Source organism: Peribacillus sp. NPDC096622, from assembly GCF_044762665.1.
GTDB lineage: Bacteria > Bacillota > Bacilli > Bacillales > DSM-1321 > Peribacillus > Peribacillus frigoritolerans_B.
Window position 1 is genome coordinate 35,279 of sequence record NZ_JBIWES010000019.1, and the last position, 21,002, is coordinate 56,280.

14 protein-coding genes are annotated in these 21,002 nt (G+C 39.3%); 4 read left to right on the forward strand and 10 right to left on the reverse strand.

The window, feature by feature from the left end; all coding sequences use genetic code 11:
* The first annotated feature begins 247 nt into the window (after window positions 1-247).
* From ACIQYG_RS23015 to ACIQYG_RS23025, 3 genes are read left to right on the forward strand one after another with little or no spacing between them, the layout of a single operon-like run.
* On the forward strand, window positions 248-1,816 hold the full coding sequence (locus ACIQYG_RS23015) for a spore germination protein (protein WP_402842991.1): 1,569 nt from the start codon (window positions 248-250) through the stop codon (window positions 1,814-1,816).
* Between the two features lie 27 nt (window positions 1,817-1,843).
* Window positions 1,844-2,947, forward strand: coding sequence for a spore germination protein (locus ACIQYG_RS23020; RefSeq protein WP_402842935.1), 1,104 nt, complete (start codon window positions 1,844-1,846; stop codon window positions 2,945-2,947).
* On the forward strand, window positions 2,931-4,145 hold the full coding sequence (locus ACIQYG_RS23025; protein ID WP_402842938.1) for a Ger(x)C family spore germination protein: 1,215 nt from the start codon (window positions 2,931-2,933) through the stop codon (window positions 4,143-4,145). Before ACIQYG_RS23020 ends, ACIQYG_RS23025 begins: the two co-directional genes overlap by 17 nt.
* 137 nt (window positions 4,146-4,282) lie before the next feature.
* On the opposite strand, the gene ACIQYG_RS23030 is transcribed toward ACIQYG_RS23025, so the two are convergent.
* Both ACIQYG_RS23030 and ACIQYG_RS23035 read right to left on the reverse strand, forming a co-directional pair.
* Entirely contained in the window at window positions 4,283-7,468 is a 3,186-nt protein-coding gene (locus ACIQYG_RS23030; protein ID WP_402842941.1) for a biotin/lipoyl-containing protein, read from the reverse strand.
* Between the two features lie 38 nt (window positions 7,469-7,506).
* Complete coding sequence (locus ACIQYG_RS23035; protein ID WP_402842944.1) at window positions 7,507-8,199, reverse strand: hypothetical protein; 693 nt, start codon at window positions 8,197-8,199, stop codon at window positions 7,507-7,509.
* A gap of 1,361 nt (window positions 8,200-9,560) precedes the next feature.
* Here ACIQYG_RS23035 and ACIQYG_RS23040 point away from each other — a divergent pair.
* The gene (locus tag ACIQYG_RS23040) at window positions 9,561-9,908 is read left to right on the forward strand and encodes a hypothetical protein (RefSeq protein WP_402842947.1); all 348 of its coding nucleotides are present in this window, start codon (window positions 9,561-9,563) and stop codon (window positions 9,906-9,908) included.
* Window positions 9,909-10,314: 406 nt separating this feature from the next.
* Here ACIQYG_RS23040 and gnd read toward each other — a convergent pair whose 3' ends face one another.
* The 8 genes from gnd to ACIQYG_RS23080 all read right to left on the reverse strand — a co-directional run bounded on the left by gnd (window position 10,315) and on the right by ACIQYG_RS23080 (window position 20,935).
* Entirely contained in the window at window positions 10,315-11,718 is a 1,404-nt protein-coding gene (gnd, locus tag ACIQYG_RS23045; RefSeq protein WP_402842950.1) for a decarboxylating NADP(+)-dependent phosphogluconate dehydrogenase, read from the reverse strand.
* Window positions 11,719-11,796: 78 nt separating this feature from the next.
* The gene (locus ACIQYG_RS23050) at window positions 11,797-13,143 is read right to left on the reverse strand and encodes a GntP family permease (RefSeq protein ID WP_402842952.1); all 1,347 of its coding nucleotides are present in this window, start codon (window positions 13,141-13,143) and stop codon (window positions 11,797-11,799) included.
* Window positions 13,144-13,161: 18 nt separating this feature from the next.
* A complete protein-coding gene (gene gntK, locus ACIQYG_RS23055; RefSeq protein WP_402842955.1) occupies window positions 13,162-14,706 on the reverse strand; it encodes a gluconokinase in 1,545 nt (514 codons plus the stop codon).
* The gene (locus ACIQYG_RS23060; protein WP_402842958.1) at window positions 14,699-15,430 is read right to left on the reverse strand and encodes a GntR family transcriptional regulator; all 732 of its coding nucleotides are present in this window, start codon (window positions 15,428-15,430) and stop codon (window positions 14,699-14,701) included. The genes gntK and ACIQYG_RS23060 overlap by 8 nt, the downstream gene beginning before the upstream one ends.
* An 807-nt stretch (window positions 15,431-16,237) precedes the next feature.
* Complete coding sequence (locus tag ACIQYG_RS23065; protein ID WP_054397421.1) at window positions 16,238-16,735, reverse strand: PTS sugar transporter subunit IIA; 498 nt, start codon at window positions 16,733-16,735, stop codon at window positions 16,238-16,240.
* A gap of 219 nt (window positions 16,736-16,954) precedes the next feature.
* On the reverse strand, window positions 16,955-17,929 hold the full coding sequence (locus ACIQYG_RS23070; RefSeq protein WP_057277268.1) for a carbohydrate kinase family protein: 975 nt from the start codon (window positions 17,927-17,929) through the stop codon (window positions 16,955-16,957).
* A 16-nt stretch (window positions 17,930-17,945) separates the two neighbouring features.
* Window positions 17,946-19,418, reverse strand: a complete 1,473-nt coding sequence (locus tag ACIQYG_RS23075; protein ID WP_402842964.1) for a sucrose-6-phosphate hydrolase — start codon at window positions 19,416-19,418, stop codon at window positions 17,946-17,948.
* 68 nt (window positions 19,419-19,486) lie between these two features.
* Window positions 19,487-20,935, reverse strand: coding sequence for a sucrose-specific PTS transporter subunit IIBC (locus ACIQYG_RS23080; protein WP_402842967.1), 1,449 nt, complete (start codon window positions 20,933-20,935; stop codon window positions 19,487-19,489).
* Window positions 20,936-21,002 lie beyond the last annotated feature (67 nt).

The window sequence follows — 21,002 nt, forward strand, 5'->3', positions numbered from 1 at the left end:
ACGTGAAGTATAAATGACTTTTAACTTCATTGCATAAGAAACACAGAAGATATTAATACTATATGAGAAATAAAGGAATTTTGGGTGCTATCTGAGACAAGTATAGGGTGATGAAAATGTGGAAAACGATTGTTTCCTACCTTCCAGAATGGCAGGTTTTTATACAAGCTTTCATTGTGTTTGTTATTCCGTATTTAATCAGCAAATTGTTTAATTTGCTTCGCACCTCAAAGGATGAGTGATGATGATGAAAGAATGGCTATCAAGGATTGGTAATAAAGGAAAAGGTACCGATAAGGACAAACAACAAGCAAACGCCTCCCAAGATACAACGTATCAGTTTACAGATAATTTTAATTTAAATCTAGAAATGGTTAGGCAAGAAATTGGACATAATTGGGATGTGCATTTTCGGGAATTTAATCTAGGGCGTACCGGTATACGGTCAATTATCATTTTTGTGGATGGACTATCGGATAAAGATCTCATTGATAAACATATTATGCCATCATTGATGGTTGATTTTTCAGCAGAATATAAACAGGACCTTCCCTACCTCAAAGGAAGCATTTCAAAAGAATTTATAAAAAATGAAGTGTTATCCATTAGTGAAATTGAAGCTGTTCGTTCCATTAAAGAATTAGCATCTAAAGTGCTAACAGGTTCTACCGCCCTTTTAATTGATGGATCATTGGATGCGCTGATCCTTGGAACTGCAAAACTTAAAACAAGGACGGTTGAAGAGCCGGTATCAGAGGCATTAGTCAGAGGTCCACGGGTCGGTTTCACTGAATCATTGAGTGACAATACCTCTTTTTTAAGAGGTAGCGGTGAAAATGAGAATTTATCGTTAGTAAAATTCCAAGTTGGAAAGCGTTCGAAAAAAGACTTGGTAGTCGCATACATAAAAGATATTGTTGACCCCGAATTAGTTCAAGAGGTGGAAAATCGAATTAAGAGAATTGATATTGATAGTGTGCCGGAATCGGGTTATGTAGAGCAACTTATCGAAGATAATTACCTTAGTCCTTTTCCACAGGTACAGAATACAGAGCGCCCTGATCGCGTGATCGCTGCGTTGATGGAAGGCCGAGTGGCCATCTTATTAGACGGGACGCCATTCGCTTTGATCGTTCCAGTTACATTAAGCATGATGCTACAATCGCCAGAAGATTATTATGAAAGGTGGATTCCTGGCACATTCATACGTATGCTTCGTTACCTCGCAGCTATTCTGGCTCTCTTTACACCGTCTTTGTATATAGCTTTCATCTCTTTTCATTCAGGGTTGATTCCGACCAAACTGGCCATCTCCATTATAGGAACCAGGTCCGGGGTTCCGTTTCCGGCACTTATCGAAGCATTATTCATGGAAATATCCATCGAAATTTTGCGGGAAGCAGGACTGAGATTACCTAAGCCAATCGGTCCCGCAATGGGTATCGTCGGCGGTTTAATCATTGGGGAAGCTGCTGTACAGGCAGGGATCGTTAGCCCTGTTTTGGTCATTGTAGTAGCCTTAACAGCCATTTCATCATTTTCCATTCCGCACTATAGTATTGGGATTACATTACGGATTCTGCGTTTTCCAGCTATGATTTGTGCTGCCACATTTGGATTATACGGAGTCATTCTCTTTTTTCTTTTAATGACCAGCCATTTAGTTAAATTAAAAAGCTTTGGTGTACCCTATTTGAGTCCAGCCGTTCCTTATCGCTTAAGTGAATGGAAAGACCTGATGGTTCGCATGCCGCTTATGATGATGAAACGCCGTCCAAAGATGATGCATACAAAAAACCCTATGCGTAAAGGATAACCTATCGGTGAAAGGGTGGTTAAAAAAATGATTCTCAGTCCGAAAGACAGAATTACAACTCCTCAAGCAGCTGTCATTGTCATCAACTTCATACTCGGTACAGGATTACTCACCCTACCCAGAGCATCTACGGAAAAGGTACATACACCAGATGCATGGATAAGCGTTATTTTAGGCGGAGTTATCGCGATAATCGCGGGGGTGATCATGGTCAAATTAAGCCAACGGTTTCCCGAAAAAACCTTTTATCAATACATCAATGATATTGTTGGAAAATGGGTGGGTGGGTTACTCAGTTTAGTTATAATCTGTTATTTCCTTACAACTTCCAGTTTTCAGCTCCGTTCAATGGCCGAGGTTATAAGGTATTTACTTCTTGAAGGTACGCCTAACTGGGCAATTATTATAATGTTTATGTGGGTGGGCCTCTATCTGATCATCGGCGGCATTAACCCGATTGCCCGTCTTTTTGAAATTATATTACCTTTGACAGTTATCCTTTTTTTGGTTGTTGCCTTTATGAGCTTTAAAATATTTGAGATCGATAATCTGCGTCCGGTATTAGGAGAAGGAGTTATCCCTGTACTTAAAGGAGTAAAAACAACGGCTCTCGCTTTTACAGGGTCTGAAATCATGTTAGTGCTTATTCCGTTTATGAATTCGCCAAAAAAAGCAGTAAAAGCCGTTCTTGTTGGAGTTTCCATTCCATTGATTTTTTACGTGATAACGGTCGTAATGGTTATCGGGGCATTATCTATTGATGGAGTGGTCACGAGAACATGGCCGACACTTGATCTTATCCGAAGTTTTGAGGTCGCCGGTTTGATCTTTGAACGGTTTGAATCTTTATTGCTCGTAGTTTGGATCATGCAAATATTTGCCACGTTTTCAATCACCTACTATGCAGCTGCTTTAGGGCTGGCACAACTTTCGAAAAAGAGCATTCACCCATTCATGTTTGGCTTGCTTCCGATTCTTTACATCATTGCCATGATTCCCAAAAATATCAATGACCTCTTTAAACTAGGAGATTTCGTCGGCAATATTGCATTGTTTTTATTTGGTTTACTCCCGCTTCTCCTGCTTATTATCTCAAGAGTAAAGGGAGGAAAATATGAAACAAACACATAAAAATATACGGCCTCTCTTCGTTTCCCTCTCCGTTCTTTTGTTCTTATCCCTTACAGGATGCTGGAGCAGTCATGAAATTGAAGAGCAAAGTTTAGGTATAGGTTTGGCATTTGATACAGGCAAGAAGTCCTTCATTGAGAAAGAGTTTAATGAACAAGGGGAGGGATATTTAAAAAAAGACCTGATTACTTCAACCTATCAACTTATCACTCCACAAGTAGCAAGTTCAACAACGAAACAAGCCGGGCCACAACAAAAATCTTATCTGAATGTTTCTGAAACGGGAGATTCTATCCTTCAGATGACTCGTGAATTACCATTGAGAAGCGAACAACCTTTAACCGCTCACCATATGAAAGTGATTGTTATTAGTGAAAAGCTTGCAAAATCACATGGTTTGGAACAATTACTTGATCTTAATTTTCGTGATAATGATTTTAGACCAAGCTGTATTGTGCTCATCAGTAATGGAAGAGCAAGCAAAACACTGGAAACAAAGACTGCAGGAGAAATTCCCGCGTTTCGTCTTGTTGGCATTGTAGAAAATACCTTTCGAACAACAAGGATTTTACCTCCTATGTCGCTTATTAAAATAGAGAGCAAGCTCAATTCAGAATCAAGTTTTCTTTTGCAAAATGTACTATCAGTGAAAGGGGAAGTCAAATTTGCGGGAGCTGCCGTGATCAAAGGAAAGACACACAAAATGACTGGTACTTTGAATGAAGAGGAACTGGAGGGCGTAACTTGGATAACAGGTAAGGGAAAAGGAGGTGTAGTGAAAAGCTTTGACAAAGAAACCGGCCAACTGATCGTTTATGAAATAGAGTCCATGAAAAGCAATATCATTCCTCGAGTTAAAGGAGACAGCATCTCTTTTGATGTAAACATTGAATCAGTGGGAAGACTGTCTGAAGACTGGGTAGTTCCAGGAAATACTTTTAAAAATGAATTTCTCAAAAAAGCAGAAAAATCATCTGAAAAAGAAGTGAAACGCCTGGTGGGGAATGTATTGGAAAAAATGCAACATGAATACCAAGTGGACGTCGCTGGTTTTGGAAATCGATTGAGAATTGAGCACCCCAAAGTATGGAATAAGGTCAAAAAGGATTGGGACCAAACATTTAGTGAAACTCCGGTCAACTACAATGTAAAAATAACCATTAATGATTATGGAACATCAGGAGGATCAAAGAAGTGAACCTCCTGATATACACATAGAGCCCCAGGACATATAAAGTGCCACGGGAAGCTATTAAACGGTCAAATGCGATGAGCGCGAAAAGGCCTCCCATAGATTACTCGGGAGGCCTTTTCGTGAATTTTCACATCGAAAGATCAGCTTAATTCCACTTTATTAATTTCAGATAAATAACCCCCATTTAAAATCGAGCCTTCGTCTGCAACAACATATTCGATAACAGTCGGGCTTATGGTTCGAATATAAACAAAAGCTGAATCATCCACATGCTCAATTCGAAGTTTTTTCCTCTGTGCCTGTTTAATATCAAGCTGGTTGGTACTAGCTTCCGGCAGGCTTGTGTAATAAATTTCAAAATCCTCTTCTGACGCATCAATGAAAAGATGCCACTTGTTATACTCTTCTTCTTGATCAATCATTGTTTTTAATTTCCCTTTTCTCCCGATGCCAAGAAAATACTTGAACTTCGATTCACCATTCACCATATCGCGGTCAATAACTTTTATACTTCCGCCTTTCCTGCTTTGTACAAGTCCGAAGGCAACGCCTGTTTTTCCTGTAGGAGCAGTTATTATATCTCGGTTAACCACTCTGTTTCTCTCTTCTTGCTTTATATAAGCGCCCGCTGTCCCGAGTGGCGGGAGAATCTCAAAAAGATCGCTAGACACTTCTCCCCAGTTCTGAGTGTTCTGTGCTTCCCTTTCAATCCATTTATTAAATAGATTCATAACGACCGGGGATTTACTTGAATTACCCGCAAGCAGTATATTCACTTTATTAATTTTGCTGTGTTCTGACCGGGCAAAAGCGCGCCGTAAAGACTCAAAGAAATTTTTAATGCCTTTGTCGATTCTCTCCTCAATCAGATGTTCCATTTCATCTTGATCGATCAAAAGTTCCACATTGAGTTTTGCGTGGCCGGCTTTGTTAAACAAGTCTGCCCGGATCATGCCTTTTCCAAACTGTTCTTCATACCGTTCATGCCTTTCCCAAAGCGGCCTTAATTTTTCCACCAATTGTTTCGTATTTAAATAGGATTCTTGTGACTCATTAATCAGTGTTTCACTTCCGGGAAATTTCACACATTCTGCCGGGAGGGTAAAAGGAATGTTTAGCTCACGCATTGTTCTTTGGTTGTTTTTAAACACTTGGAACGCCAAAAGCTCCAGCAGGTTCTCTCCACCTAAATAACGGTCCCCGCCCGCTGCAAAATGCTCAATGACATAATCATATCTGCCTTCTTTCAAGCCCGCTTCACGCCAAATCCCAAAATCAAAATCTGTCGTTCCTCCACCAAAATCAAACACACCATAGTATGTTTTTTCATTCTCTTCCGGTTCAAACCCGTATTCCTGTAACGCACAGACGGCATAGGCAGCAGGTTCACTCGCCCCAGCGGTGACACGAAACTTTTTCATTAATTCTTCATCCTGCTGAATCGGCATAGGCAGCGTCTTTTTTAACCCACGCTCAAAACACTTTAGAATTTTTTCCCTTACCTCTTTTTCATACGTCACCGGGAAAGATAAGGTGTAATCGAGGTAAATTCCATTGTTCTGGTTATTGATATACAAACCAAGGTAGTAGGCGTATAACTCGATTGGGTTGATTTCCTGATCGGTTAAGTCCAAAAAGGAACGCAGTACAACCGCATATCCCTTCTTGTCTTTTAATCGGAGTTCGTTATTCTTTTCTCCAGCCCACTGCTTTAGATTATTCAATATGGAATAATAATGGTCACTCTTCCCATTCATCAAGTTGTTAAGAGCATTGTGGGAAACCGTCACATCCTGCCACCTTGTATCTGGTCTTCCTTCTTTTCCTTGATAAAGCTCCAGGAAATGTTCTAAGTCAATAAATTCAATCACGGTTGGATTTTCATAATGCCAGTCTTGTACTTCCGTGTTAAGGTAGCCAACCCCAATACGCATGGGAAGGGTAAAATCACTTTCTTCTTGATGAACGACAACTGTACTTTTCGTTCCAAAATCAATGCCAACTATGCCGTCCTCCCTAATATCCATTTTAGGGTTTCTGGCCATTATTTCTTCGTTCAGTTTTATCGTTAAAGGTTTTTCATCAGAGAGGACAGGCCATAAATCCCAATGTCCCCGGTTTGGATCTGTTAACATCTTTTCATCATATGTATCAATATCAGCTCTTACTTTTTCAGAGTTTAAAAGCTTCTCATAAAACGTTTTGGAATCGATAGCGATCGATGGCAATTCTTTAAGAAAACTTTCATGATCTAAGCCCTTTAATTGATACAATTCCAGTAAATAATCATACTCCTTCTGGCTTTCTGCGCTTAATCCACTTGGTACTAACCGGTTTTCCAGCCAGAGATGGAGAGCCATTCGGTCATTGATTTCAAAAGCATTTTCCCCATTCAAACGGAAAACAGGAACGAAAAATCCTTTTCCCAGCAAATTCGTTTTTTGATTTATTACATCGAAGCTTTGAATGTCGTACCCGTTTGATTTAAACGCTATTGATTTAGAAGAGTTCGCCGTTTGATTGGCAAATATCCTTGAAATGGAAGGATTTTTACTCGCGGAGTAATCATCCAGAGCTATTATTTTCTTATATACAGGGTGATCGGGTGTATTGAAACTTTTGGCAGTTTCTTCACGCGTCATGGCATCACCTATAAAACCGGAAACGTCCAGATGCTTTTTGTAGTCAAAATCTTCATCCATTAATTCATAGTATTTTCTATAAGGGAATAAAGCCGCAATATTGTGATCATATATAACATTCCCGTCATTCATGTAAACCCATCTGGAACGGAGCATCTTTTTAATGTCTTGAAAGAAGCTCGCTTCATCCTTAAAAAGGGTTTCTTCGGCACGCTGATATAAATGGCTGATTAGCGATCTCACTTCTTCATAAGTCATTGAAATGGCAGAGACCGGAACGGTTTGGGAATCAGGTGAAAATGGAACCTGCTCTTCGCTCTTATTCATTAAGTAAATGGAACTGTCTATGTTATTTTTTTCAGCTAAACTTGTTACGTTCTCAAACGGCTCTTTATCTTCTATCGTTTCTTGTTTTTCAACTTCTTTTAATAATTCTTCTGAAAGATCTTCACCAGAATCCAAATAACATATCAGATCACCAATCTTGACTATAGTGTCCTCCGCTACATTCAATTCTTTAAGGGTGCCTTCTTTCTCTGAAAAAAGGTCAAATTCGATGCCCTCACAGCTGAATTGGGCCAAGCTTTCGCCCACCGTAATATAATCGCCTGGCTGCTTATACCATTGTACAAGAAGGATTTTTTCAATGCCCTCTTCAATCTCTGGGATAATAATCGATGTCATTGTTATTTCTCCTTTTATATCATTCTCTTTTTCGCCTGCTAGATTCTCACAACGGATTTTTTAATGGTTTTACCATTAATGCTTATATATCCTGGCAGCAGGATGTCCGTAATGTTCCCGGATATTTTGCTATTGATGGTCCTTATGTACAAGTCTTCTCTGAAGACCTCATTCATTTTCACTTCCTGGATTTTATATAAAGGGGTATCGTATGTTTTACTGTATTCTTGAAAGAAATACAGAAAAAGGGCGAGCAAAATCTCTCTTTCCTGCTCCCGTCCTTCCATAATCTCGTTTTTAATAAAATCCCACAGTGATGAAATGTTTTCATATTGTACACCACAGACAATGAATTCCTGCACTGAACCGCCCTTGAAGATTCCTTTTAAGGAACTTTTCGTGGTTTCGGATAATTGTTGAACAGCTTCGTGAAGTTCTTCTGCTTCCCGATAGTCTGCTCTTCTCTTTTGCAATTCATTATAATAGGATTCCATTTTCTCATTTAGATGGGTAATCTTTATTTGGTATTCACTAATTTCTTCTTTCTTCGACTCAATCTCTTGTCGGAGTTTTGCTATTTCTTTTTCTTTTTCTTTCAGCAGTTCCTTTTGTTCCCCCAATTGACTATACGGACCCGCTTCTGCTATAGCTTTTATCTTTTCAATGACTCTTTCGTCTTGAAGGGAAACCATTAATGCCTCAGTAAAACCATCATCCAATTCTTTATTCATCTTTACACTCCTTTCAAAAGTGTCAATCAACCTGACTCGCTCTGTATATGAATGAAAAGGTTTACCCCTTTTTTGCCATAGAAAAATCCCCTCCCAGATAGACTGTTAGGAGAATACAACCATAACTTATATTCCAAGAAAGCAGCAATGAGATTACTTATTTTCAAAAATACGTATATAACGTATTAATGATGTATTGATAATATGATTCTTACTATCACTTTTTACAATAAAATACTCACAGTGCTCCATCCTTTTTAAGACTTCTTGTAAAACATCCTCTTTTTTACTGCTCAATCCCTTTTTTATTTTCTCCCACTTAACATCAGCGTCAAGAGTATAACAAACATTGAATTCCTTTAACAGGTTAATCTTCCCCTTAAATGCTTAGTTTCGTAACTGTTTTTATTGTTTATAGCTAATCCAAATTCATACTTTTCCTCAATCCGATATACTACCTCATGAGTACCACTTAATAATATTCGGTATGTTCATATTGTTTAAGTGGGTTGAAATAACTAGGGTTAAACCTCCGGATTACTTGATAAGAAAAGGCCTCCCATCAGTAAACTGCGGGAGGCCTTCAATTTAAATCTTTCACATGTTAGGGTCTCCCTATAACAGGGAGATTTAATGCCTTCCATTCATCTTTAAATAAAAAAGAAGAAAAAAGGACTATATACCAAAGTTCCACAAGGGTCGACTAGATTAATTTTAAAAATGCGGTTTTATTAAGAAGATGACAAATCCGAACAAAAAAAGCCCTTCTCGGTTGAGATGGCCTCTAGTTATGCTGTTTCAGCGCAATCGCTTAACTTTTAAATCGCATTGCTTGATGCTAGTGGATTCTTGATTGTTCGCATACATGTTTGGATGGGAGCTTAAACAAATTATCCATAACAGCAGTAACGCAATCTTCACAATAATAATTGACGAACTCCCGACCTTGGTCAAAAATTGGTGTCATCGTATCTATGTCAGCCCATTTAAAACAGTAAATACACATTTGCCTCATGATATATCACTCCTTTTTCATCCAAAAGTAATTAGTAATAATCAAAAGAAGAATATGTGATGCCTGTCGACATTATTCATGAAACGATACTCTTTCGTAAAGAACCCCAATCATCAAAAAAGTTAAGGCAGCAGGGGAAACTGATATAAACCGATACCATTTATATACCACTTCACCTGAGTATTAAACCTCTCCAAAAAACATTATTTGTCACCTATCAATTTTTACCACCAGTTTTTTTCTTTTACTAGAAGTTCTCCCAAGTTCAAATTTGTGTTTACTCCGTTTGCTGATTGGAAATAACATAATAAATCTTTTAACTATAATCAGAGTAGGAGTGATATTTATGACAAGACGTTCCAACAAAATCAAACATAAAGCAAAAACTACTTTGAATAAAGTAAAGACTAATATTAAGGAAACATTATTTAATATCGCAGACATTCCATCAACATCTGTACAGCAACTGGCTGATTTTATACAACATCACCCTGATACAAAAGTCACCAACAAACAAATGCTTGGAATTTCCTATGCCTTCTATAGTTTAGAAACGGAAGGGTATCATTATTATTTAGAAACCAACCCATCCAAAATTTTGCAATTGGATGGGTATGATAAGAATAAAAAAATGGTATGCTATCGATCATATAGGGATTATGATCAATTAAACACACCGATTAAAATGCCATAACTAAAATTTTCAGCCTCTTTAATTAGAGGCATTATTTCTATTGTTTTTAATTTTTAACTGCCCTGCCCCTTTATTTACATAAGAAAAGGCTCTTTTCGTAAAGATTGTTGTTTTTAAAACGAAACTATTTAAGGTTGATTGGAGCGGAAGTGTGAGACTCCTGCGGGAGCAGCGGGACAGGTGAGACCCCACAGGCGTTTACGCCGAGGAGGCTCACCGCCCGCCCCGCGGAAAGCGAGCATCTGGAGGGGAAATCAACCACACCGCACTACTTGGTAAATAGCAACAAAGAATGTGAAAACAGCCTAAGAAAAAGAGCTGCCAAAGCAACTCTCTTATAGTAAGGTACATGTTTTAAATTCATGAACGGTCATTGAAAAATGACTGTTTCTTTTATCACTTTCCATCACTGCCAGTTTGTGTGAAAGACTCCTGCTAAATCACGTCGCTCATAGGTATGTGCCCCAAAATAATCACGTTGTGCTTGCAGGAGGTTAGCATTTGAGATTCCTGTACGATAACTATCGTAATAAGAAAGTGAAGCGCTTAAAGCTGGAAACGAGATACCGGAATTTATTCCCTCACAGACAACCTTTCGCAATCCTACTTGGTAATCTGTAACCTTTTCAGCAAAGTATGGTGAGATCAATAAATTAGCCAGATTCGGCTGCTTTTGATAGGCTTCGCTAATGACATTTAAAAACTCTGCACGAATGATGCAGCCACCGCGGAAAATCAACGCAATATCCTTTAAAGGCAAATCCCAGCCATTAAGTTCAGAAGTCATTTTATATTGAGTGAAACCTTGCGCGTATGCACAAACTTTCCCCATATATAATGCTTGTCTAATATAGTCAATCCACTCATTTTTATCTAATTTTTGCCCAACGTTCCCAGGGCCTGTCAGAATGTTTTCTGCAGTAACACGTTCTTCTTTTAAGGCGGAAATGTAACGAGCAAACAAAGACTCTGTAATAATGGATGCTGGGATTCCGTTATCAATCGCTTGCATGCTGGTCCATTTACCTGTGCCTTTTTGTCCTGCTTTATCAAGAATCACATCGATCAAGGGTAAGCCCGTTACGTCATCTTTTTTCCTTAAGATATCAGCCGTGATTTCGATTAAATAACTTTTCAGTTCGCCTTGATTCCATGTTTCAAAGATGTCAGCAATTTCATTAACTTCTAAATGCAGCTTTTCTCTTAAAAACGTATAGGACTCTGCAATTAATTGCATATCTGCATACTCAATCCCGTTATGTACCATTTTCACAAAATGACCTGCCCCTTTTGGGCCGATATAGGTACAACAAGGGTCCTCATTTACTTTGGCTGCGATTTTAGTCAGGATCGGAGCTACTTTTTCATAGGCGTCTTTATCTCCGCCTGGCATGATTGAAGGTCCTTTTAACGCCCCGACTTCTCCACCGGAAATACCGATTCCTATATAACTGATTTCTTTAGATTTCAATTCATCATATCTGCGTTCTGTATCTTCGTAATGGGAGTTACCTCCGTCCATGATAATATCACCTGATTCAAGATGAGGTAGTAATGAATTGATCACCGAATCGATCGGTTTACCCGCAGTCACCATTAGAAAAATCTTTCTTGGAGTTTCCAGTGACTGAACAAAGTCCTGGATTTCGTAATACGGATGGAGCGACTGACCGTCCAATTCAGCAACAAGCTGATCCGTTAAATCTCTGGTATAGTTATAGACAGCTACTTGTTCCCCTTTACTAGCCATATTTAAAGCGATATTACTGCCCATTACCCCTAAACCAATGACACCAATTGTATTGTTCATTTTATTTCTGCTCCTTTTATGTAAGAATAATAGGCAGTAAATCCCTGCCATAAGTCGGGGATTTACTGCCGGGAAAGCCTATACGAATAAGCTTAGTAATAGAATGAATCCTAATCCAGCTACTGAAATGATCGTCTCAAGCAATGTCCATGTTGCAAATGTTTCTTTCATGCTTAAGCCAAAATACTCTTTAAACATCCAGAAACCGGCATCGTTAACGTGTGAAGCGATTAAACTTCCCGCTCCTGTAGCAAGTACGACCAAAGCAAGGTTAACGTCCGTCTGACCTAACATCGGAATGACCAAACCAGCTGTCGTCAACGCAGCAACTGTAGCAGATCCCAATGAAATGCGCAGGATTGCCGCGATGATCCAGGCAAGCAAGATTGGTGATAATGATGTTCCTTTGAATAATTCAGCTACATAGTCACCTACACCGCCGTCAATCAATACTTGCTTGAAGGCTCCGCCGCCCCCAATGATCAAGAGCATCATTCCGATATGCAGGATTGCTGATGTACAAGATTCCATAATATCTTTCATTGGAATCTTTCTTGCCAATCCCATTGAATAGACCGCAAACAATAAGGAAAGCAACATGGAAGTACCGGCTTCACCAATGAAACGGATAGCTGCCAGTAAACCATTATCTTCAAATCCCATCGTTTTTTGCATCAAAGTGATAATCGTAGCAATTGACATTAATATAACCGGAAGTAACGCGGTAAATACACTGATTCCAAATCCAGGTGTATCTTCAAGTTTAAAAGATTTTTGTTCCCCTAAAGAGGCAATGCTGCCTGTTTTCGTAAATGATGAAGGCACTAATCTTTTAGCTATCTTCGTAAATACTGGTCCAGCTAAAATAACGGTTGGAACGGCAATGATGAAGCCGTAAAGTAAAACCTGACCAATGTCTGCGCCATATTCACCAGCGATGACGGTTGGCCCTGGGTGCGGCGGTAAGAAACCGTGAGTTACGGATAATGCCGCTACCATTGGGATACCAAGATACAATATCGAAACTTTTAATTCCCTTGAAATCGCAAATACGATTGGAATCAATAATACTAATCCCACTTCAAAAAATAATGCGACACCGATAATAAATGATGCTGCAACGACTGCCCATTGAATATTCTTTTCACCGAATTTTTTAACAAGGGTCATGGCAATGCGTTGCGCTCCGCCTGAATCTGCAATCAACTTACCCAACATCGCCCCAAGTCCAAAGATTAACGCTAAGTGACCAAGTGTTCCGCCTAATCCAGCTTCAATGGTTTTGACAATACCGTCAAGCGGCATCCCAAGTGCTAAACCCACTCCAAACGATACAATGATCAAGGAAATAAAAGTGTTTAATTTTAAGCCCATTATTAAAATTAATAAAGCGACAATTCCTAAAGCGACAATAATTAATGGCATTGTAATCCCTCCATGTCTTTACTTTGCAGCATTTATTAAGTTTCTTTGATAATTCGCAATCTGAGTATATTCATTTTCCAATACCCTTGAAAGGTTAATGAAAATCGGCAGCAGCTGCCTATATTCATTTACAGAATCAGCTTTCGGTGTGTGCTTGTGGGTATTGCCTATCATTTCAGAAACCACTTCGAAGGAATCAATTTCCCCAGTGGCATATAACCCTAATATACAAGCACCCAGGCACGAACTTTCGTAGCTTTCCGGAACCACGACTTCCGATTCGAAGATATCGGACATCATTTGCCGCCAAACAGCCGACCTTGCGAAACCTCCCGTAGCTTGAATTCGGGTCACGGGACCGTCCATGCACTCGGTTAAGGCCAAAAATACGGTGTATAGATTGTAAATGACTCCTTCCAGAGCCGCTCGAATCATATGTTCTTTCTTATGCGACAGTGTTAATCCGAAAAATGAACCCCTTACGTCCGGATTCCATAATGGTGCACGTTCACCTGCAAGATATGGATGGAATAACAATCCATCAGCGCCAGGTCTTACGCGTTCGGCAATCTTGGTCAAGACTTCATAAGCGTCGATTCCGAGTCTTTTAGCTGTTTCCACCTCGGAAGAAGCAAATTCATCGCGAATCCAGCGAAGGACCATTCCGCCATTGTTTACCGGCCCGCCAATCACCCAATGCTTTTCCGTTAAGGCATAGCAAAAGATTCTTCCTTTTTCGTCTGTTTTCGGCTCGTCAATAATTGTCCGAATCGCACCGCTTGTCCCAATCGTGACAGCGATTTCACCTTTTCGGATAGCGTTTACACCTAGATTTGAAAGGACACCATCACTTGCCCCAATGACAAATGGGGTTTGTGGGTCAATCCCGATCTGTTTGGCTAAATCCGCGTCACAGTTGTTAAAGATCTTTGTTGTTGGTACGAGTTCAGATAATTGATCATGCGTTATTCCAGCAATTCTTAGGGCTTCCTCATCCCAATCCAAGTTTTTGAGATTCAACATGCCCATCGACGAAGCAAGGGAATAATCGACAACATATTGGTCAAAGAACTTTTTAAAGATATATTCTTTAATCCCGATATACTTTTTAACATTGGTTGCGATTTCCGGGCGATCATTCACGATCCAGGCGATTTTGGATAATGGTGACATCGGGTGAATCGGTGTTCCGGTTCGTTTGTAAACTTCATGTCCATCTAATTCATCTTTAATTTTATGGGCCCAAGCTTCACTGCGATTATCTGCCCAAGTGATACAAGGGGTTAGCGGCTGGTCATTTTCATCCATAGCTATAACACTATGCATCGCACTGCTAAATGAAATAAATGATGGTTTTTTATCTGGATGCTGCTTCGTTATATTTGAAAAGGCTTTCAGAACAGCCTGGAAAATCTCCTCAGGGTCTTGTTCCGCTGTTGTCATATCCGGTGTGTAAAGAGGATAACCAATATTCTCTTGCTGAATGACATCGCCTTTTATCGTGAATAATACAGCTTTTGTACTTGTTGTACCGATGTCTACACCTAACATATAGCTAGTCATTTTCTTGTTCGACTCCTTTTGAAAGCATCTGCTGGGCCATCCATAAGTCTTCAACTTTCCCTTGGACATCATCAAAGTTTTCATGTAACGACTTAATCATGATGTCTCGATCTTTTGTTTTGATCGCATCAATATAAAGTTGATGATTATTTATGATCCGTGTAAAGTCTTCATACTTTTCTTTAAAACGGCTGCGCATGGATAGAAGAATCAAACTTTCCATCACGGGTTTTAAATTATCCCAGATCATATGGATGTAGGAATGATCGATGGATCGAATGATCGTTTCGTGGAATAGAACATCCTGATAGGAAAACTCATCAGCATCCAGGTATTTTATGGACACCTTCATCATTTCCAATATTTTACTTAGTTCCATTACTAATTCATTCGTGTTCATCCTCACTAGACGTTCAAATACAAACGTTTCAATGAGTATACGTACGTCATAAATCTCTGCATACTTTTTTTCTGTTAAACCAATGACAACCGCACCCATACGTTCTAATCGGATGATATTTTCAGAGGCCAGTATTTTTAAGGCTTCACGAACTGGTGAGCGGCTTACACCGAAATCAGCAGCTAATTTATTTTCAGAAAGGATGGCACCGCTTTCAATCATCCCCGAAATAATACGCATTCTAAGCTCGGATGTTACGCGATCACCAGCTGAAGCTTTTGAAAGCCATTTTACAGGATAAAGAAATTCCTTTGATTCAGCCATAAATTCACCTTCTTATAGAGTTCAAGTACACTTGTATACAAGTATTTTATAATAATAATAATGAATAATGCAAGCTTTTTGAATTCAACTGGATTCTCGTCAATATAATCAAAGTCGAACGTTTAGAAGTATCTGTCTTTAGCGAATGTTGAAATCTTTTTCATAAAAAAAATCCCCGTTCATAAATGTGTACTTTTACGAACGAATCAATTAACTCACAAGAATGACAATCTATAACATTAAGAAAAGAAGTAAGAGCATGTATTAAACATGCTCTTCTTAATAAAAAGGGTTATAGTTTATAATCCTTTCAGTTTGAGAAATCATGGGGATGGGAAATATAAAATTATATTTGTGAATGCCAATACGGCGCTTGTACGTACCAAAATGACTAATGAAGAACTTCATCAAAAACACGAAAAACCCCCTGGAAGCATCCAGAGTGTTTTTCGTGTTTTTGATTAAACATTTAAAATCATACCATAAAAATCCAAATCGTTATGCAAATAACCTGCCCGATAGTTGCATAAAGAAAAAAAGCTGCCTTAAAGACAGCTCCGAACTTACCTGCCCCTTTAGTTCATTAAGCAAAAAGGTCACCAAATGGCAGCCCCGGAAAACTGCAGTAATAATATACGTGCAAAATAGCACTTAAAGTAAGTGCAAATTATCACCTAAAGTAACACAATTCCGTTAAGTTATGATACCAACTTAGTCAAAATAAAAACACCCCATTTCTGGGGTGGACATCTCTTGGTCATATGTACTTTAGTTCTTTAACGAGAATCTTCTATTTTACTCATTCTCCTATTTTAAGGTAACTACCAGAACGGTCGTTTTACCGGCTACAGATTGTCCACTATAGTGATACTCTAAATGTGTCACAATGTCTCCATTGGTAATGATCATCGGTGTAATAGTACTTGATGCTTTTTCCTTTACCAGTTCAAGGCTGTAGGTGACCAATATGTCTCCTGCTTTAACCTGGTCCCCTTCTGCCACACAAACGGAAAACCCTTCTCCTTTCATGTTAACCGTGTCCAATCCAATATGAATCAATATTTCCAGCCCTTCTGCCGTTTCCAATGCAATGGCATGCTTCGTCGGGAAGACATTGATGACTTTTGCATCAGCCGGCGCCACTACCTTCCCTTCGATAGGAAAGAAAGCAATACCATCTCCCATCATTTTCTGTGAAAAAACTGGATCCGGTACATCTTCAAGCTTTAAAATTTCTCCTTCAATTGGCGATACTAATTTTATTTCCGAAATTTTTGTTTTTTTTCCAAATAAGTTTTTTAACAAGGTAATACCTCCAATTATTTTTAATATTCTGGCTGAACAGCAAATTTCTAAGCAATCACTTTTTTGATTTGTTCTTTTAGCTGGTCTGATTTCGGTCCAAAAATTGACTGGATGTTATTTCCTATCTCCAAAACGCCCTCAGCTCCAAGGCCTTTTAATCGGTCCTTATCAACTAAGCAAGCCAATCGGTCGGTACTTTTCCGTTTAGGGCAGGCGCCATTATTGATCGATTTGCTGCAGTTGATAAATCGCTTCTTTGGCCGGAATGGAAGAGATTGCTCCTTTTCCAGTCGTAGTAAGAGCGCCACTAGCGTTTGCAAAGCTTAGAATTTCTTGGTGATGAAGTTCAAGAACTTCTTCCAGATTTCCTTGCCGAACGTCTTTTTCCAATAACTGATACAGCAAGCCTCCGATAAATGCATCCCCAGCCCCTGTTGTATCCTGTACGCCCACGCGATACCCGGTTGATTCGTATTTTTTACCTCTTACATATAATTCGGCACCTTGAGCTCCTTTTGTATAAATTACTGCTTTAACAGCACCAGTAAATAACGAAGAAACTGCTTTTTCTTTGTCAGTAATCCCGGTAATAAACTCAAGCTCTTCATCAGAAATTTTCACAATATGAACCATTGGAACAAACTCTAAAATCGTTTTCCGGCATTCTTCAGGATCAGTCCAAAGCGGAAGGCGGACATTTGGGTCAAAGCTGATGATTCCGCCTTTTGCTTTTACAGAAGTAATGGCTTTCACATGCGCATGCTTCATAGGACTTTCCACTAAATCGACTGAACAGAAGTGGAGGAGGTCTCCGTTTGCAAACCAGCTATCGTTAATTTCAGTCTCATGAAGCAGCAAATCTGCAGAAGGATTGCGGTAGAAAGAGAAATCACGTTCACCATTTTCAAGCAAAGATACAAAAGCAAGGCCTGTGTTGGCTTCATTCGTTCTCGTAATTTTATCTATTTTCACGCCGGCTTGCTGCAATTGTTCTAAAAGAAAGTCCCCAAATGAATCCATTCCGAGCTTAGTAATTATCGATGCATTGCCGCCATTTCTGGCAACTGATACAGCAACATTCGCTGGAGCGCCTCCTGGTGCACGCTCGAATTCCATTACATCTTTTAGTGCGATTCCTTTTTGAAGGGGGATAAAATCAATTAATACTTCACCGATTGCATATAAATTTCTCATACCTTACCTCTCGCTTTCATACATAACTCCATTTTTTTGCTTGAAAAGTGGTGCTTCCAGATAATGCAAAGAAACGAATTTCATTTCTGTTTTCACGAGGGAAAATCCGGCTCGTGAATACTTCTTCACCGTCATTGATGAAAATCTCAACAGAAGAGGTATCTACAAATAAATGAAACTTAATTTTTTTGGTATTCACAAAGCATTTTCGGATTGTTCCATAAGCTTCTCCAACGGTCTCACCTGAAGAAGAGCGGTCAAGAATGACTTTTTTCTCTACAGTATCATATTTAATGACCGTTTTTTCATCATCACCGGCCCTGAATTCAATACCAAATTCAACGGCATCGTTGTTTTCAAATTCACATACCATTTCATAGGATACTCCTTTGAACTCTTCATACATGTTCTTGGTGTTCTTCAAAACACCTTTTACTTCAGTTTCCTGCTTGCGTAGCGCTTGAAGTTCCTGCACTGGCCGCTGAATCAGTTTGCCGTTTCGAACAGATAATTCTCTTGGCAGTGTTAAACAATGCGCCCAGCCATTTTTATCTGTGGGTAGGTCGATTTCAGGCAAGCCCATCCATCCGACAAGGATACGCCTTCCGTCAGGATTAACCATTGTTTGCGGCGCATAAAAATCAAAGCCTCTGTCAAGCTCCTGAAAAGAGCCATGTGATAATGAGTGGGTTAATGTATCTAGCTTGCTGCCAATAACATAACCGGATTGATAAATATTGTGGTAAAGGTCTCCCTTGGGCTCCAAACCTTGTGGAGAAAACATCAGCACACCATAGTTTTGCAGTTCAAAATAATCCGGACATTCCCACATATATCCAAAAGTTCCAAGGTCAGTTTGTAACTCTCCTACAAATGTCCAGTTTACTAGATTGGAGGAACGATATAGGACGACACATCCTGTTTTGTCTTTCCGCTGTGCACCGATTACTGCATAAAAGGTATCATTTTCTCTCCAAACTTTCGGGTCGCGGAAATGATTAGTATATCCTTCTGGTACGTCCCGAATGAATGGTTGGGTCAATTTTTCAATTTGTCCCGTTTTCTCCATGATGGCGATACATTGATAGGGATGTCTTTGCCAATTCTCATCACGAGTGTTGCCGGTATAAAATAAATATAGTTTTCCTTCATATTCAATAGCACTTCCGGAATAGGCTCCATGGCTGTCATAATAATCATCCGGTGCAATCCCGATGCCCGCATTTTCCCAAGAAACAAGATCTTTTGATTTCGTATGATACCAATACTTCAACCCATGTACAGGACCAAGTGGAAACCATTGGTAGAATAAATGGTACTCGCCATGATAAAAAGAGAAGCCATTAGGGTCATTAAGTAGGCCGGATAAAGGCTGTATATGAAAGGTTTGTCGCCATGTGCATTCATTTACTCTTGTTTGCAAATTTTGCAGCTCTACCTGATTAACATCTTCAACGCGGCGATAACGCTGTTCTTTTGTCCATCCCATGTGATCAGACTCCTTTAAAAAATCAGAGACTGTTCCTTGTTTCGAACAGCCCTTTTCATATTAATAAATTAGGCTGCTTCTTTTCGAGAAAGGGCAGCAACTTTTTTATCTGTCCGATTTGCTAAACTGAATGTTGCGATAAAGGCAACAGCAAAGGAAATGGCCATACCAATTATATAAAAGATAATTGTATCTGTTTTTATGGAAATAATCCCTGGTAGACCTGCAGCGCCAAGTGCAATCGCCTTTACTTTGAAGAAGGTGACGAAAGCAGAAGCCACTCCTGAACCTATGATTGCTCCAATAAATGGATACTTCAGTTTTAAGTTAACACCGAACATTGCAGGTTCTGAAATCCCTAAAAGAGCCGAAATACCCGCTGCAGATGCCGTACCTTTTGTTTTTTTATCTTTCGTAATGAAAGTAACTGCAAGGGTTGCTGCACCTTGAGCAATATTGGACATTGCTGCAATTACGAAAATAAAAGAGCCCCCAGTTTTTGAAATATCAGAAAGTAATTGTGTTTCTACAGCAATAAAGCTATGATGCATACCTGTGATAACGATAGGTGCGTAAAGAAGTCCAAATATAGCTCCTCCGATAAAACCAGTTCCATCATATAAGAAGATGAGACCGTCTGTTAATAAGTTCCCTGTAGCACGAGTAATCGGTCCTACTACTGTGAACGTTAAGATACCAGTAATAAAAATTGTCAATAATGGTGTTAGAATATTGTCTAGTGCAGAAGGAATGACTTTTCGCAAATACGTTTCTATTTTTGCTAAAATAAAGGAAGCAACAAGTACTGGCAACACAGTGCCTTGATATCCGATTTTTTCAATTTCAAATCCGAGAATATTCCAGACCTGAATTTCACCGCTTACTAAGGCTCCTCCGTATCCCCAACCATTCAATAAGTCAGGGTGAACCATTAGCATTCCAAGTGTAGCACCCAGATAAGGATTTCCGCCAAACCGCTGTGTGGCAGAGAAACCGATTAAGATTGGAAGGAATACAAATGCTGCGTTGGCAAATGTATTAATTAGAGCTGCTAAATCTGCGAATCCCGGGTTAGCATCGACAATGGATTGCCCTGCGATAAATAAGTCAGGTGCTGTGAGCAAGTTGTTAATCCCCATCAATAGACCGCCGGCAACAATTGCAGGAATAATAGGAACAAAAATATCAGAAAGCATTTTTACAAAGCGCTGAAGCGGATTCATTTTCTTCGAACCAGCATCTTTTACATCTTTCGTCGACATTTCAGTAAGTCCAGTTAGCTTTGAAAACTCTTTGTATACTTCATTAACAGTTCCCGCACCGATAATAATCTGGTATTGTCCTCCAGTTGAATATGTTCCCTTTACTGCATCCATCTCATCTAGTTTTACTTGATCGACTTTGTCTTCATCATGTAAAGCTAAGCGGAGCCGAGTCGCACAGTGTGCTGCAGCTGCCACATTTTCTTTCCCGCCGATTGCCTCCAATATTTCCTGGGATACTTCTTTATAATTCATAATGATCCTCCTTTTAAACGTTTATAAACGCTGACTTGGAACCGGTTCCGTTTGAATTCAAAAAAAT